Consider the following 16,526-nt stretch of genomic DNA (forward strand, 5'->3'; position numbering starts at 1 on the left):
CTCCTTTTTCTTTTTTCTTAAGACCTCTTTTCTATACCAAACATTATATTTATTTTAATCCTAATTTATCTAGGCCAAGTTCTTCTACTGTTAATCCTTCATTAAAGAAATCACGTTCGAGAATAGTAGAGGCAATAGTAATTATCGCATCAATATTCGGTGTATCTACACCAATTTCACGTCCTAAACTTGACCATAATACAAGTCCATATGCGATATCTTCAGTAAGATAACGATTTTCTACAGAGTTCGGTCCTGGAATTTGTGAAAATACAGGACTTGTATTAAATAAACGATTTAGCGGTTCATCCTCGTCTTTACGTTCTAGATAACCTCGTTGAATACGCGCTTCTTTAGCAGTTAATAATTCAAATCCTAATTTACGCCCTAAAGTGAGACGTTCTAATTCTATAGCATGTAAAAGTCGCACTGTATGTTTTGTGATACCTTCTTTATATAATGCAAATGTATCTGCATAATCTATACGACCTACATTTAATAGTGTAGGAGCTGGATGAACTTCAGGATTTCCATTTTCTAGATTCGTTTTCCACAAACTTTCTTCTTTTACTAATTGTGGATACAATTGACTCACTTTATCAAAACATTCATTTAACTCTTTTTTATTGTATGTTGAGAAAAAGACTTTTCTTACATTAAGAGATAAATCCACTCGAGCCTCTTCAAAATCTACACGTGTTCCGTAAGTAAGTGTGTTAGCTTCTGCATATTTAGGTTGAATATTAATATGTCGTTCTTCTAATACATTCATAAATCGAATTGATCCCATAGCTGCTGCGATATTAAAGAAAATAATTTGTTCTTCCGTTACATAATGAGACATCACTTTCGCATAATATTCAATGTAAGATGAAGGAATTACTACTTGTATCACTTCTGCATCTTTTAATACATATTCAATATCATCACTAATATTTGTAAAAGGTACAAACGTTTCATGGTCTTCATTATTAAAATCAAACCCTCCTTTTTCTAACGCTCTATCAAATTTGTGAATTGACGAATTTCGACAATATAATTTGACTTCATGCCCTTGATTGACCATATCTACTGCAGCTGTAACCGCACCATTTCCTGATCCTACTATTGCAATTTTCATAGTTATAATTCCTCATTTCTCTATTTAGAATTTTTAATAGTCATCTAAAAAATTATTATCAATAAATAAAGATGCAGATATAACTACTGCATCTTCAAAATAGTATTATTTTATTCTATAGCCTAATTTAAATTTTTACAAACACTATTAGTAATATAATATTACATAAATCTCTATAAATGTAACCGCTCACTCTTAATGTATACATCTTTATATAAAATAAGTTTATTACAAGGTACTGTAATATAAATTCTATTAATATTTTCAAAAAATTAGAAAATGTATAGCAAACATGCAGTTTGCAAGAAATATTTCATTAAGAAATATTAAGCTGATTTTTATTACATCGTTGTGCAAGAATTTTGAATTTTATTTACGGTAAAGTAACAATACCCTACTATATGTTTTTAACTGATAAAGTATGACTTGTCGTTAACAGCGGCAAGTTAATTTTAAAATTTATTCAACATATCGCTAAAACTATCCTATTGTTGAATAGTATTTGGGAGGACTTTATTTATGAAAAAATTAATTACATTATCAACACTGACAGCAGGAATTGGAGCCTTTGCTTTTGGATTAAATATACATCATGCAGATGCAGCAGAATTAACTCAAAATCAAGCTACTCAACATTTGAATCAACAAAAGCAAAATCAAAACGTAATTCATTATAATAAAGCAAAATCTAAGTATCAAAATAATCATTTTCAATACAATAAAGAATCAAGCTATAAATACAAATCATTAAATACTCAAGTACATCATTACAATAATTATAAATCTAAAAAAATCGTCACTAACAAGCAAGCACCTTCTCATTTCACTCATCCTGTTTATTCAAACAATAATACAAATCCTAATCTAAATTTGACCAGTCATACTACAGAAGATGTAGCTAGTGCCACATCTATAATGAGTAAATTAAATAGTATATCTAATACTACGTCATCTAGTAGTTCATCTACTTCCAATTCCTCAAGTGTAACGAGTACATCAACTAAGAACAACTTGTACACTGCTGGTCAATGTACATGGTATGTATATGACAAAGTGAATGGTGCTATTGGTTCAACATGGGGTAACGCAAATAACTGGGCAAATGCTGCAAAAGCAGCTGGATACACAGTTAATCATACTGCCGAAGCTGGTTCAATTTTACAAACCACAGCAGGAAGTTTAGGACATGTGGCTTATGTAGAAAGTGTAAATAGTGATGGATCAATTACAATTTCAGAAATGAATTATACAGGTGGCGCCTACGTGACGGATACACGTACAATTTCAGCAAGCGAAGTAAGTTCTTATAATTATATTCATTTATCATAAATATCTAAGATTGATATAATTATGTTACCGTTTAATATCATCTTTAAGATTATATTTTTATTAATAAAAAAGTGAGAAAATGAATTCACAATGAATTCTTTCTCACTTTTCTATTTTCTAAAATTGCATAACTCATAATTGTTTGAGAAAATGTTTTTACTTATCAAAAATACTATAAGGAGTAATGGATGTAATGCAATGGTTAAAGGTCATTTTATCTGGATTGATAGAAGTTGTTTGGGTTACGTGTTTAAATTACGCTCATAATACGTTTACTTGGCTTATCACTTTATTATTTATTGCTTTAAGTTTTTATTTAATGCTTTCTGCTACAAAACAACTTCCAGTAGGTACTGTTTATGCTGTTTTTGTTGGTATAGGCGCTGCAGGAACAGTCATTGTTGATATGTTATTTATTAATCACGTTATTTCACCTATGAAATTATTATTTATTATTTTATTAATTATAGGTATTATCGGATTAAAGATTTCTACTGATGACCAATCTGAAGGAGGTCTATAAAATGGCGTGGTTATACCTTTTAGTTGCAGGATGCTTTGAGATTTTAGGTGTTGTTTTCTTAAATGAACTGAATCGTACACATAAAAAAATATATATTCTACTAGGTGCGCTTACATTTATATTTAGCTTTAGTACTTTAAAACTATCTATGCAGACGATTTCGATGGGAACTGCCTATGCAATATGGACAGGGATTGGGACTGCTGGAGGTACCATTGTAGGTATGATTTTCTATAATGAATCAAAAAAATTTATTCGTATATTTTGTATTGCTTTAATCTTAATATCCGTAATTGCTTTAAAAATAATACAATAACTTTATTCATATAAATTCTTTGTGTCCCTATCTTTCTTCCATTATACTTAATTTGAAAGATTACAAAGGAGTGAGATGGATGGAAAAAGTATATATAGCTGGTAAAATTCCAGAAGCTGGTTTAAATCTACTTAAAGAACATTTTGAAGTAGACATGTATGAAGGTGAAGATATCATCGATAAAGAAACATTAAAAAAAGGTGTCAAAGATGCTTCTGCTTTGATTAGTATTTTATCTACTAATGTAGATAAAGAAGTGATTGACAGCGGTGAAAATCTTAAAATTATTGCCAATTATGGCGCTGGGTTTAATAATGTAGATGTAGATTATGCACGTGAAAAAAACATTGATGTTACAAATACACCAAAAGCATCTACAGCTGCAACTGCTGAATTAACATTCGGTTTAGTATTAGCAATTGCTCGTCGTATCGTTGAAGGTGACAAACTTTCTCGTACAAAAGGATTTGATGGTTGGGCGCCATTATTCTTTAGAGGCCGTGAAGTCTCAGGCAAAACACTTGGTATTATCGGATTTGGAGAAATTGGTAGTGCAGTAGCTAAACGTGCAAAAGGATTTGATATGGATATCCTTTATACAGGTCCTCACCAAAAAAAGGAAAAAGAACGTGAAATTGGTGCTAAATACGTTGATTTAGATACATTATTAGAACACTCTGATTTTATTACAATCAACGCTGCTTACAATCCAGATATACACCATATGATTGATTCAGAACAATTTAAAAAAATGAAATCAACTGCTTATTTAGTCAATGCAGGACGTGGACCAATCGTTAATGAACAAGCACTTGTTGATGCATTGAAACATAAAGATATTGAAGGTGCAGCTCTCGATGTGTATGAATTCGAGCCAGATATTACTGAAGGCTTGAAATCTTTAGATAACGTAGTCATTACGCCACACATCGGTAATGCTACGTTTGAAGCTCGTGAAATGATGTCTAAAATTGTAGCTAATGATACAATTAAAAAATTGAATGGTGAAGAACCGCAATTTGTTGTTAATAAAAAATAATATTAAATAAAATAATAAGGAGTGATCATAGAATCCATAGTGAATTCTATGATCACTCCTTATTTATCTTTTGTTTTATATAAAAATTTAGTTTGACCACTAAAAAATCGTTTTGGCATATGTTTCATGATAGAATTGCGCAATGCAACAACTAGTTTATTATCTTTTTGAGCGATATGTCCGATTTTTCGAGAGCGTTTTATTACTTTTTTAGTATGTTTTACACGTAATTTATTATATCGCTGTAATGCTTTTTTTAAGTCATAAGAAGCAATACAATTAGCTAAAACGATAGCATCTTCCATTGCTTGTCCTGCGCCCTGACCCATGTTTGGCGTCATTGCATGGGCAGCATCTCCTAATAAAACTGTACGATGATGTACAAATGAAGTTAAAGGTTTTAAATCATATAAATCGTTTTTAATAATACCTGTTTCACTTTGTTTATCTAACAATACTCTCACTTGATTAGGATAATGATTAAAATAAGCCTGCAAATGTGGTTTTTCAAATGATACATATTTAGGATCTTTTTCATTTGCATTAATTGTAATAAACCAATAAGTTTGATTATTGATTAGAGGCACAATACCCACGCGTCCACGTCTTCCCCAATATTCATCTGCTGTATATTGATTCATTATGTCCGCTTCATCTATTATTCCTCTAAAGCACGTATAACCTTGATAAATCACTTTAGAGTCTGGGAATAATGCTTTTCTAACAGCTGAATGAATACCATCCGCGCCAATACATAAATCAAACGTCTGACTTGCATGTTTTGAGAAATGAAGCATTGGCAGTTCAGATTGAACATCCACTTTAGTCACTTCATAATCTGTAAATACAGTATTAGGTTTTACATATGAATATATTAACTCTATTAATGACTGACGAGATAACGTCACATTTAATGTTCCCTCTTTCAATTTAGCTGATGTAAGCAAGTCGCCTTTATCGCTATAGATATTTAATGATTTTAAATTTTGTCCGGCATTTTTGATACCTTTAGCTAAATCATGATTACCGAGTTTTTTTAAAACGTTATCACCGATGCCAATACCAGTACCTACTTCTTTAATATCAGTATTTCTTTCAAAGACTTTGACATCATGCCCTTGTTCTTGTAAAAGGGCTGCAACCGTTAAACCTCCGATACCAGCACCTATCACTGCAACTTTCATTCTATTACACCTCAATATCTCTATTTATTAGATATATAGTAATTCCTACGTATCTTATCTTTTTTTATACCCAAACGTTCATAATCTTTTTTCATATTATCTGCAATTTTATCTGCCCACTCAATATCGCTCGCATATTGATGAGACCCTGGATTTTTAGGATTCCATCTCATTTGATAAAGCGTAATTTGTTCGTTTTCAAAATATTGATGACGAATAAAAGCTGCACCGCCCATAATTGCTTTACTTGGTGTTGTCCAATCATGCTCTTTAGCATAACTATGACCAGTAGCAATGGCATCTTGATCAAATGCACCAATTCCAAAAAAATTATAATATTTATAATTATTCTCTTTAATACCATTAGCCAATTCGGATTGACCATTTGCTGTTTCTATTATTGCATGATTCATTAAATATATAATATTCACTTGATACTTATCTTGGGCTTTTAAAAATGTTTGAGCTTGATTTGTTAAAATACCTTTATTTTTAAGTATATGCTTTACCTCATCTTCACTCATTGGAACCGTTTTAGATAGATCCATATATTTTAAATCATTATCTTTTTTAGAAATACTCATTGCTCTTTTCACTTCATTATTATTCGCTAGAACAAACTGATTATTTTTATCAATAGTATTTAATTGGTTCGATTGGGTTTGCTTTTGAAGGGCCTCTTGAAAACTGTATCTTCGATCATTACGTAGTATATCCTTATGATTGATATAAAGTAATACCATCAATATGATGAGAGCAATGATAAAAAGTATAATAGATAAACGTAAATGATTACTATTTCTATATTTCATAAATTGAAATTCCTCTAATTGTCTTATTTAGATAACATACTATATGCAACTATAATAGCAATAACGACGATGGCAAACGAAATATTAATAATCATTTTCATGCCCGTACGATCTCGAAATAATACATTAAAAATAACAAGACTAATTGCCAATGAAACGGCAAACATTGCTATCGCTAACATTAATTTCATCATAATTAAAAATATAATTCCTAATATAACAAAAATATTAGAAATAATAGTCATTATTTTAATAATATTTGGATGAATAAGTCCTCTCTCCTTACACTTTAATTTATACACTCTACTTTATCATAATAGATGTATACTATATTTTACAAATTCATTTCTAAAAAAACTCCTTAACATAAGTCATCTCATTCTTATATTAAGGAGTCGTATCTATTCAATTTATTTTCTAGACATACCTTTAAGTAAATTTAGCATGTACGTTAAGCTACGATTCATATCATCATCTTTTAATACACTCATTAAGCTTCGTATCGTCGTTTTGGCATTTGGACTTGCTTGATTAGCTACGTGTAAGCCACTATTAAGTTTATTTAAAAATTGACTTAGTTCTTTAACTTCTAAATTTCCAAGCATAAATACCATTGGAGCTAAATTTGTAATGAGTCCAGTATACATATCTTTATTTAATTCCGTAGCGAATTTATTTATAATAACTTGACGACCTTTAATACCACCGTTAATAGCATCTAAGAGTTTTGCATCATCTAAATTTTTAATAATACGAATAGCTTTTAAAATACTATCCTTATTTTCAACAATTGCATCTGTAACTTCATTCAAACTTTCTAATTTAAGTTGTTCTTTTGATTTTTCAAGACGATTAATTTTAGTTATTCTTTCAGCCATATTAATCCACCACATTTCCCGGGAAAATATAATCCTTACGCTTCCATTTTTTCTGAACTTGGACACTATATTGTGGATGACGATGTTTATCTACACGGAAATTCGTTGGATTTAAAGGAGATTTACCTTTTCTAGTTATAACCTCTAAACGACAATGTGTACGTTTATAAGATGGTGTGTGTGTAGCATAATCCACGTCACTATTAGTTAATTTATTTATAGCACCTATATCACCATTACTCATAGCATCATTATTTAAAGGAATATATATCTCTTTTCCTTTAACTCTATCAGTAATTGTAGCAACTAAAGTAGCTTCTCCTGTATCAGAAATAAGTTTTACTTCTGCACCCTCATGGATATCGCGATCTTTTGCTAATTCAGGTGAAATTTCTACAAATGCGTGAGGCATTTTATATTTAATCATTTCTGTTTGATATGTCATATTTCCTTCATGGAAATGTTCTAGTACGCGACCATTATTCACATGTAAATCATATACTTCATCTTCTTTAAAGAAATTATCAAATGTTAATTCAAATAATTTTGCACGTTTATTATCAAAATTAAAGCCATCAAGATATAATGTAGGTTGATCTGTACCATCTGGTGCTACAGGCCATTGTAAACTGTTAAAGCCTTCTAATCTTTCATAGCTGACACCTGAATAAGAAGGTGTTAAGCGTGCAATTTCGTCCATAATTTCTGAAGGATGGCTATAATTCCACTCAAAGCCCATTCTTTTAGCAATCAATTGGAAAATTACCCAGTCGGGTTTTGAGTCACCTAAAGGTGATAATGCTTGATTAATACGTTGAATTCTACGCTCTGTATTTGTATATGTACCATCTTTTTCTAATGAAGGACTAGCTGGTAACACAACATCCGCATACGTTGCTGTAAATGTTAAAAATTCATCTTGAACTACCAAAAATTCAACTTTTTCTAATGCAGATTGTACATAGTTAATATTTGAATCTACAATTCCTGTATCTTCACCATACAAATATAGTGAATGAATTTGTCCTTCATGAATACCATCCATCATTTGATGATTATCACGACCAGGTGTTGGATTCAATGTGACACCATACTCTTTCTCAAATTTCTCTCTAATTTCATCATTGTGTATCATTTGATAACCTGGAAATTGGTCTGGCATACTTCCCATATCACTTGCACCTTGAACATTATTGTGGCCACGTAATGGATAAGCACCTGTGCCAGGTCTTCTATAGTTACCTGTTACAAGTAGAAGATTTGAAATTGCTGTACTTGTATCACTACCAATATCTTGTTGTGTAACACCCATTGCCCAACAAATAGCTACAGATTCTGCTTTTGCGCATTCTTCCGCAAAACTAATTAATCGCTCTTTTGAAATTCCTGTAACCTCTTCAGTAAATTCTAATGAAAATGGAGTTAATGACTCATAATATTCATCAAAATTGTCAACCCACTTTTTAATAAATTCGATATCATGTAAATGATGATCGATAATATATTTAGTCGCAGCACTCAACCATACTAAGTCTGTACCAGGTTTAGGTTGATAAAATTCATCTGCACGTTCAGCCATTTCATGTTTACGAATATCAAAGACATGCATTCTTTGTCCAAATAATTTCTGTGCACGTTTAATTCTTGAAGCGATAACTGGATGGGCTTCTGCTGTATTTGTACCAATAAGTACTGTCATAGCTGCTCTTTCCAAGTCATCAATAGAACCCGAGTCCCCTCCATGTCCTACCGTTCTAAATAATCCTTTTGTAGCAGGTGCTTGACAATATCTCGAACAATTATCAACATTATTTGAACCAAATACTTGGCGAGAAAGTTTTTGCATTAAATATGACTCTTCGTTTGTACCTTTTGAAGAGGCGATAAATGCTAGGTGATCGCCACCATATTCATTTTTAATGCGCTTAAAGTTCTCTTCTATAACATCAAGGGCTTCTTCCCATTCAACCTCATGAAATTCACCATTTTTACGAACTAAAGGTTTAGTTAAACGTTGATCCGAATTAATGTGCCCCCACGAGAATTTACCTTTTACACAAGTAGAGATTTTATTTGCTGGAGAGTCGTATGAAGGTTGAACTTTTAAGATTTCTCTATCCTTTGTCCATACATCAAATGAACATCCTACACCACAATATGTACATACTGTTTTAGTTTTGTTAATTCTTTCTTTGCGCATCTCTGCTTCAGAATCCGACACAGCAAATAACAATCCATCCCCTGGTTCAGCTTTTTTAGTTAAATCAATCATAGCTGCTAATGAACCCGGTTCCGTATCAGTTAAATATCCAGCATTGCCCTCTATATTGACCTCCATCATCGCATTACATGGACACACTGTCGCACATTGACCACATGATACACAAGACGATTCATTTATTGGAACATCATTATCCCAAATAACACGTGGGTGCTCACGATCCCAGTCTATAGAAAGTGTTTCGTTAACTTCCACATCTTGACATGCTTCTACACATCTACCACATAGGATACATTGGTCTGGGTCATAACGATAAAAAGGACCATAATCTTTCTCATAAGGCTTTGTTTTATATTCATATGATTGTTCTTGTAATCCCCATGCATCCATTGCATTGTGAATCTCACAATCACCGTTATTATAATCACATACTGTACAATACAACATATGTTTTTCTAAAATTCTATCTAATGCTTCTTTTTGGCTAGCTTTCACTCGTTTATTTTGAGTATTGACTGACATCGGACGGTCAACTATTGTACTACACGCTCGTTCAACTTTACCGTCAATTTCAACCATGCAAGTATCACAGGTTTGAATTGGACCCATAGATTCGTTATAGCAAATTGAAGGCACAAAAGTATCACGAGATTTAATAAATTCGAGTAAATTTGTTCCAGGTTCTACAAGATAATCCACATCATCTAGAGTTAAAACTAAATGTTCTTGCATTGCTTTCCCCACCTTATAATTATATTCTGCAAACAACCAATTTCATTAAGATTCTGTATTGTTTCCCCATATTCAATACAGAATTAATATTATTGTATAACTAAAATCATATAATGTTAAGGCTTTCAATAATATCTATTGACCTTTCTTTATTCTTTTAAATAAAGCATATACTCTTAAATTTTTATATTTTTAAATAAAAAATCCGAGACATATAAATGAGTCTCAGATTTTTTAATTTCTATATCAATTTTTTATTTTTTCAAATTATTATTTAATACCTCTGTCATTTGTCCTTTTGAACTTTCATTAGGAATAAAATACCATAATCCGTCATTTTGAATACTACCTGTACCTTCTAGCTGATGACGATTCACTGTATCATTAGCCTCTTTATAATGACTTCTAATTTCATTTAAGTCTCCTAATGTTAAATCGGTTGTGACGTTCTTTTGAATTTGAGTAATTAATGATGGCAAATGTGTAATCGCTGAAGAACTCACCATTTTATTTGCCATAGCTTGTAAAACTAGTTGTTGACGTTCTTGACGTCCAAAATCGCCACCTGCGCCTGTTTCTTTACGACTTCTAATAAATGCCATAGCTGTATCTCCATCAACATGAGTAGATTGCCCTTTAGTAAATGTTGTACCTTGAACTGTAAATGTATCATTACTCGTTATGTTAACACCGCCGACCGAATCAATCATGTCGTGTAATCCATCCATATCAATAGTAGCATAGTGATCTATTGGCACATTCATTAGTTTTTCTAATGATTTAACAGCCATGGTAGGGCCCCCATAAGCATAAGCATGATTAATTTTTTCAGTTGTACCTCTTCCTACGATTTCTGCTTGAGTATCACGTGGAATACTTACAAGCTCAGTCATTTTTTTCTTTGGATTCACTGATAAAATCATTATTGTATCACTACGTTCACCATCATTTGTACTTTTACGTTGTGCATTAGAGTCAACACCAAATAAGGCAATTGTAAATGGATCTCCATTTCTTAAATTAACATTATGAGAACGCAATTCAGATTGTTGACGATGAAGCGGGTTATGAATTTTATTACCTGTGATCAATATCGTTGCTGCGATAACGGCTACAACAACGATAGCTAACACAACAAGTATACTAATAATCCATTTCATTATTTTACTAGAGGAACGTTTTTTTCGATCAGGACGTTGCATTTTCCTCCTCCTATTCTGCTTATATTAAAATATATCTCCATTATTATATATTAAATGATTTAATTTACTATACAACTTTAGTAGGAAATACATCAAATAACTAAGAATAGAAGTATTAGTGTTTATCATTAATAATAGCTAATATCTCCTCATAGCACCCTTTATTACTAATAATAAAGGGACCACCTTTAGCGAAATCAAGATGTTGTCCATCCATCTGCGTCATCACTAATCCTAATTCTCTAGCGAATAAAAACTGTGCTGCGATATCCCAAGGTTTAGGATTAGTATTAAAATGTGCGCCAAATTGTCCTTTAATCACTCGCACTGAATCTAATCCGCAAGCTCCTATATATCTCACACTAAAAGACGATTGATACAAAGCTTTCCTTAATCTTTCATTCACGTATTCTGAACCAAATGAAACAATAGTATCTTTAAGCGATAATACTTCTGGAGACCCAAGTTTGACATTATTCATAAAGGCCCCCTTACCTTCAATTGCTTTATATATTATTTTATGAGCGTAGTCATAAATATAAGATAATTTAGGTTGTCCATTTTCAAAGTAAGCTAAAATAATACAATAATCTTCTTGTTGTTTCACTAAATTGGCTGTTCCATCAATAGGGTCCATAATCCAAAGGTGTCCCTGATAGGGTTCAATACCATCATTATTTTTTTCTTCAGCTAATAACTGATGTGTAGGAAAATACTTTTCAAGATAGGTTTCGAAATCATTTTGTATTTGTTTATCTACATTTGTAACTAAATCGAATCGATTTTCTTTTGTTTCTGTAACCATATTTTTAATTAAATTAGGAATAATATCATCTAAATGTTGGAACCAATTCGTAATATGCTTATCTATAAATTGAAGTTGTTGATTTTGCATGATGTCACCTCAACGTTTTTATTCATCTTATCATATAACATATTATTTTTATAAAATAAAAAATCGGCTAGTCATTTGCTAGCCGACAAAATAGAAAGGAAAGTAAGTAATAAATATTGAAGATGTTTCGATGTAACCCGAACGACTCACCTTGAGCTATCTGTTATATAGCCCCTACCCCTTTGTTTGAAATCGTTCTACCCTGTTACAAATATTATATTAGCATAATTACCTAATAATTGTAAGCGTTTTCTAAATAAAAATAGTTTATTTTTACACTTATAATCGACTTATTATTATAAATGTCTTGAATCCAAGTCTTATGTTATAATTAATGTAATATGTAATGTTCATAGGTGGTGAGTATATTGAATAAAATGGAAAGACAAAATCAAATGATTTCATTAATTCAACAAGGACATAAAATCAATGCTTCTGATTTAGCAAAACAATTTAATGTCTCTACCCGTACAATTACTAGAGATATTAATGACTTAGAATCTAAAGGCGTTCATATATACGCTCATAAAGGAAGACGTGGTGGATATGAAATTCAAAATACTGATCATTATTTTCAACTTAAATTAAATGATTCCGAACTTATTGCACTATTTTTAACTTTGCAAGAAAGTCAATCTCACTCTACATTACCTTACACTCAAGACATTCATTCAATTATGAACCAATGTTTAAAAACTCCCAATACACAAATGCAAAAAATACTGAAACATATCTCCAATAATATTAAATTAGAAGATACACATTCTCTAACATTACCACATTTGTTTTCAGATATTTTAATTTATAGTAACGAAAGACATGTTATGCTTGTTGACTTTTCAGAAAATAATGAAATAACTGCAGAAAATGTGATATTCATCGGTTTACTATGTCGTAACGGCCAATGGTTTGCCATTGTTTATGAAATTGGATTCGGTAAAACTCGTGAATTATCAATATTAAATATTGTTGATATTTCTTATTCATTTGAAAAAAAAATTCAAACATACGATATTACTATTCATAACTATAAGGAATTTTTACAACCTAAAAACAATGAACAAAGTGAGTATTGAAGAAATTTCCGTATATTCTCAAATACTAAATGCTTACACACCATATATCCTTAACATTCTCTTTTAAAGGATGAGTGTACCATGCATTATAAAACTTTAATATACGATCAACATATTTTAATTCAATTATTAATTTTACTAGAAAAAGCTAAATATTATTATTTTATGGACATAGCACATTTATCTTTGGGAATTAAAGATTACAATAATTTTATTAATCATTGTCGTGCTCATTTTAAACATAATCGAATTAATAGTATTTCATCTCATTGTTCTGATTCACAAATGTATTGCTTTAAGCAATACAATGAATTGGTGAGTCACTTAAAACAAATCCCCCTTCAAAATTTTAAAAATGGAAATTTAATCGTCGATTTGCAAGAACGCCAAAATTATATTTATAAAGTTTATAATCAAATTAATAATTATCAATAACCTTATTTTTTGATAAGTTTAGTAGGTGAATTGTCATTGTAATTTATAGTATGTATAATAATGCTTGATTAATATTAAGTAAAAACTGCATACTATTTTTTTAATCTTCGAAATAATGTCATATTGATGGGAGAATATCACATTATTTCGGTAATCCTATTACGTAAACCTTTACTTAACTTAATCACTTTACAGTTATTTATCGATATTTGTGGGAATTTAGATGTAATATATGATGTATTCACATGCCTAGATAGAGATGTTTTCATTTTCATCTATCTATTTATGATGAAAGAAAAACTTTTAATAAATTAGGTGATTGGATGACAAATATTTTAAGTAGGATAGATGAAGTCTACGCTTCGTCTTCTAAAAGTGAACAGAAACTTTCACGTTTCATATTAAATTCTCCACATAAATTAGTTTCAATGTCTAATGAAGCGATTGCAGATGAGCTTAATATTAGTGTATCTACTATGAATCGTTATAGTCAAAAATTAATTAATCAAAATTTTAAAGCTATACGCGATGAAATTAAGCAATGGTTTCCTAAACAAGTCACACCATATAATATCAAGTTAGTAGAAAATGAATCAGTAGAAAGTTTAAAACAAAAATTATATTTTCAAACTAAAGCGTCGTTAAAACAAAGTAATCATTTTATAGATCACCAAACTATTGACGCTATTTGTGAAACATTTAAACAGGCACATACCATTTTTCTATATGGTTATGGGAGTTCATATGTGTGTGCCCTTGAATTTTATCAGAAATTATCCCGTATTGGTCTCAATATTCAATTAGTTCAAGATACACATTTACTTACTACAATGTTGTCTACACATAATAAAAATGACTGTGTGATTTTTATTACAAATAGTGGTGAACAGAGCGAACTACAAGCAATGATAAAAGTCGTTAAAGATTTTAATCTTTCAATGATTACTATTACAAGTTCTAACAATAATTCAGTTGCAAAAGATTCTGATTTAGTTTTAACGTATAATGAAGATTATAAAAACGAACTGTGTATGAGTGCGACGACTGCATTATTTGCACAATTATATACGATTGATATTATATTTTATCGCTTTATAGCACGTAATTATCACGCTTCTTTAGACTATATGACACAGTCAAAGATTTCATTAGACAATTATCACAAGTATTTATCAAAAATTGAATTTAAACATTAATAAAAACGTTAAAAAATCTGAGACATTTATTCACGTCTCAGATTTTTTAATATATATATTTATCGTTATTTTACTCTTTTTATAGCATCATTTTTGTGGTGACCGCGAATAAAGTAATAAACTGTAACCCCTGCTAAAACAATAATACCTATAACCACTGAAATAACTGTGTCTTTATTAAATAACATACCAATTAAAACAATGAGTAAAAAGATAATGGTAATAACACTAGAAATTGGGCCTCCTGGCATCTTAAATGGATGATTTTCAACCTGTTCTGGATGTAATTTTCTGAAACGAATATGACTGATTAAAATCATAAACCATGGAATCATACCGGGTAAAATAGATGCACTATAAACATACACGAAAATACTATCAGCACCTTTAATAAATACAGGTAAAATAACATTTAATAATGCTCCGATTAAAATACCAATTGCAATAGTTAATACTGGATAAAGCGGCACGCCATTTTTCATTACACGTGTAAAGATTTTAGGCATTTGCCCTTTTTGAGCAAGTGTATATATCATACGACTTGCACTAAAAATACCAGAGTTACATCCTGATAATGCAGCAGTTAATACAACAAAGTTGATCAAACCTGCAGCAAATGTAATACCAATTTTAGAGAATGTAGCTACAAAAGGACTGCCAATACTTTCTAATTGATTCCAAGGGTATATTGAAACAATAACAAAAATAGCACCTATGTAAAAAATTAATATACGCCATATAACGCCATTTACAGCACTTTTAATATTTTCTTTAGGATTCTTTGTTTCACCTGCAGTAATACCAATGAGCTCAACCCCTTGATAAGAACCAATAACGATTGAAAGTGCAAAGAAGAAACCAACTAATCCATTGGGCATAAATCCACCGTGTTTCCATAAGTTAGAAATACCGATAGGATGTCCTCCATTACCAATTCCAAAGAAAATCAATCCTAACCCAGCAATAATCATTAATAAGATTGTTACCACTTTTATCATTGCAAACCAAAACTCAAATTCTCCAAACGCTTTAACTGAAGCTAAGTTTGCTACTAATAATAATACTATTGCAATCACACCTGGTATCCATTGTGGTAAATGAGGGAACCAATAATTCATATACTCACCTACGGCAATGACTTCACTCATCCCAACGACAATCCATTGGAATATATTACTCCACGCTGTCATATAGCCAGCAGCTGGATGTATGTATTCACTAGCAAATGTTGCAAATGAACCTGTTGTTGGATTTAAATAAATCAATTCTCCCATTGCTCTCATTATTAAAAATAAGAATATTCCTGCGATTAAATACGCAAAAATAACTGACGGTCCAGTCCATTTAATTGTACTTGTTGCCCCCATAAATAAACCTACACCAATTGTCCCACCAAGCGCAATCATTCTAATTTGACGTGCACTTAGTCCCCTGTGTAATTCATTATTATCCATAAAAATACCCCATCTCTATTTGGACTAAGGTGCGATACTTTTAAACTATAGAAAATATTTATTACGTTTTCTTAGTCGACATATCCTTTACCTTATTGAAGTTATTATACTATA

General features: G+C 30.9%; 16 protein-coding genes. 7 read left to right on the forward strand and 9 right to left on the reverse strand.

Annotation, left to right across the window (positions count from 1 at the left end; genetic code table 11):
* Positions 1-49: 49 nt before the first annotated feature.
* On the reverse strand, positions 50-1,120 hold the full coding sequence (locus HMPREF3046_RS02510; protein WP_070716136.1) for an NAD/NADP-dependent octopine/nopaline dehydrogenase family protein: 1,071 nt from the start codon (positions 1,118-1,120) through the stop codon (positions 50-52).
* Between the two features lie 519 nt (positions 1,121-1,639).
* Between HMPREF3046_RS02510 and HMPREF3046_RS02515 the strand changes: the two genes are divergently transcribed.
* From HMPREF3046_RS02515 to HMPREF3046_RS02530, 4 genes are all read left to right on the forward strand, one after another.
* Positions 1,640-2,449 carry a CHAP domain-containing protein gene (locus HMPREF3046_RS02515; protein WP_070716139.1) on the forward strand — a complete coding sequence of 270 codons (810 nt, stop codon included), beginning with the start codon at positions 1,640-1,642 and terminating at the stop codon, positions 2,447-2,449.
* Positions 2,450-2,642: 193 nt separating this feature from the next.
* Positions 2,643-2,972, forward strand: a complete 330-nt coding sequence (locus HMPREF3046_RS02520) for a DMT family transporter (protein WP_002448391.1) — start codon at positions 2,643-2,645, stop codon at positions 2,970-2,972.
* Between the two features lies 1 nt (position 2,973).
* Positions 2,974-3,288 carry a DMT family transporter gene (locus HMPREF3046_RS02525; RefSeq protein ID WP_002454990.1) on the forward strand — a complete coding sequence of 105 codons (315 nt, stop codon included), beginning with the start codon at positions 2,974-2,976 and terminating at the stop codon, positions 3,286-3,288.
* A gap of 79 nt (positions 3,289-3,367) precedes the next feature.
* The gene (locus tag HMPREF3046_RS02530; RefSeq protein ID WP_002448389.1) at positions 3,368-4,327 is read left to right on the forward strand and encodes a 2-hydroxyacid dehydrogenase family protein; all 960 of its coding nucleotides are present in this window, start codon (positions 3,368-3,370) and stop codon (positions 4,325-4,327) included.
* 59 nt (positions 4,328-4,386) lie between these two features.
* On the opposite strand, the gene HMPREF3046_RS02535 is transcribed toward HMPREF3046_RS02530, so the two are convergent.
* From HMPREF3046_RS02535 to HMPREF3046_RS02565, 7 genes are all read right to left on the reverse strand, one after another.
* A complete protein-coding gene (locus HMPREF3046_RS02535) occupies positions 4,387-5,511 on the reverse strand; it encodes an FAD-dependent monooxygenase (RefSeq protein ID WP_070716141.1) in 1,125 nt (374 codons plus the stop codon).
* Positions 5,512-5,531: 20 nt separating this feature from the next.
* Positions 5,532-6,323, reverse strand: coding sequence for an N-acetylglucosaminidase (locus tag HMPREF3046_RS02540; RefSeq protein ID WP_070716143.1), 792 nt, complete (start codon positions 6,321-6,323; stop codon positions 5,532-5,534).
* A 23-nt stretch (positions 6,324-6,346) separates the two neighbouring features.
* Complete coding sequence (locus HMPREF3046_RS02545; protein WP_070716146.1) at positions 6,347-6,568, reverse strand: hypothetical protein; 222 nt, start codon at positions 6,566-6,568, stop codon at positions 6,347-6,349.
* A 165-nt stretch (positions 6,569-6,733) separates the two neighbouring features.
* The gene (locus tag HMPREF3046_RS02550; protein ID WP_070716147.1) at positions 6,734-7,201 is read right to left on the reverse strand and encodes a helical membrane plugin domain-containing protein; all 468 of its coding nucleotides are present in this window, start codon (positions 7,199-7,201) and stop codon (positions 6,734-6,736) included.
* Position 7,202: 1 nt separating this feature from the next.
* Positions 7,203-10,154, reverse strand: a complete 2,952-nt coding sequence (gene fdhF, locus HMPREF3046_RS02555; RefSeq protein WP_070716149.1) for a formate dehydrogenase subunit alpha — start codon at positions 10,152-10,154, stop codon at positions 7,203-7,205.
* A 254-nt stretch (positions 10,155-10,408) separates the two neighbouring features.
* A complete protein-coding gene (locus HMPREF3046_RS02560; protein ID WP_070716151.1) occupies positions 10,409-11,356 on the reverse strand; it encodes an LCP family protein in 948 nt (315 codons plus the stop codon).
* A gap of 115 nt (positions 11,357-11,471) precedes the next feature.
* Complete coding sequence (locus HMPREF3046_RS02565) at positions 11,472-12,251, reverse strand: inositol monophosphatase family protein (protein WP_070716153.1); 780 nt, start codon at positions 12,249-12,251, stop codon at positions 11,472-11,474.
* Positions 12,252-12,619: 368 nt separating this feature from the next.
* Between HMPREF3046_RS02565 and HMPREF3046_RS02570 the strand changes: the two genes are divergently transcribed.
* The 3 genes from HMPREF3046_RS02570 to HMPREF3046_RS02580 all read left to right on the forward strand — a co-directional run bounded on the left by HMPREF3046_RS02570 (position 12,620) and on the right by HMPREF3046_RS02580 (position 14,958).
* Positions 12,620-13,327 (forward strand): helix-turn-helix transcriptional regulator, encoded by a 708-nt coding sequence (locus HMPREF3046_RS02570; protein WP_070716154.1) that lies wholly within the window; start codon positions 12,620-12,622, stop codon positions 13,325-13,327.
* 81 nt (positions 13,328-13,408) lie between these two features.
* The gene (locus tag HMPREF3046_RS02575; RefSeq protein WP_070716156.1) at positions 13,409-13,762 is read left to right on the forward strand and encodes a hypothetical protein; all 354 of its coding nucleotides are present in this window, start codon (positions 13,409-13,411) and stop codon (positions 13,760-13,762) included.
* 323 nt (positions 13,763-14,085) lie between these two features.
* Positions 14,086-14,958: a MurR/RpiR family transcriptional regulator gene (locus HMPREF3046_RS02580; RefSeq protein ID WP_070716158.1), complete on the forward strand. Its 873-nt coding sequence runs from the start codon at positions 14,086-14,088 to the stop codon at positions 14,956-14,958.
* 65 nt (positions 14,959-15,023) lie between these two features.
* Here the strand turns inward: HMPREF3046_RS02580 and HMPREF3046_RS02585 are convergent, their stop codons facing one another.
* On the reverse strand, positions 15,024-16,412 hold the full coding sequence (locus HMPREF3046_RS02585) for an amino acid permease (RefSeq protein ID WP_070716159.1): 1,389 nt from the start codon (positions 16,410-16,412) through the stop codon (positions 15,024-15,026).
* Positions 16,413-16,526 lie beyond the last annotated feature (114 nt).

The organism is Staphylococcus sp. HMSC070D05 (assembly GCF_001815595.1).
GTDB classification, from domain to species: Bacteria; Bacillota; Bacilli; order Staphylococcales; family Staphylococcaceae; genus Staphylococcus; species Staphylococcus hominis.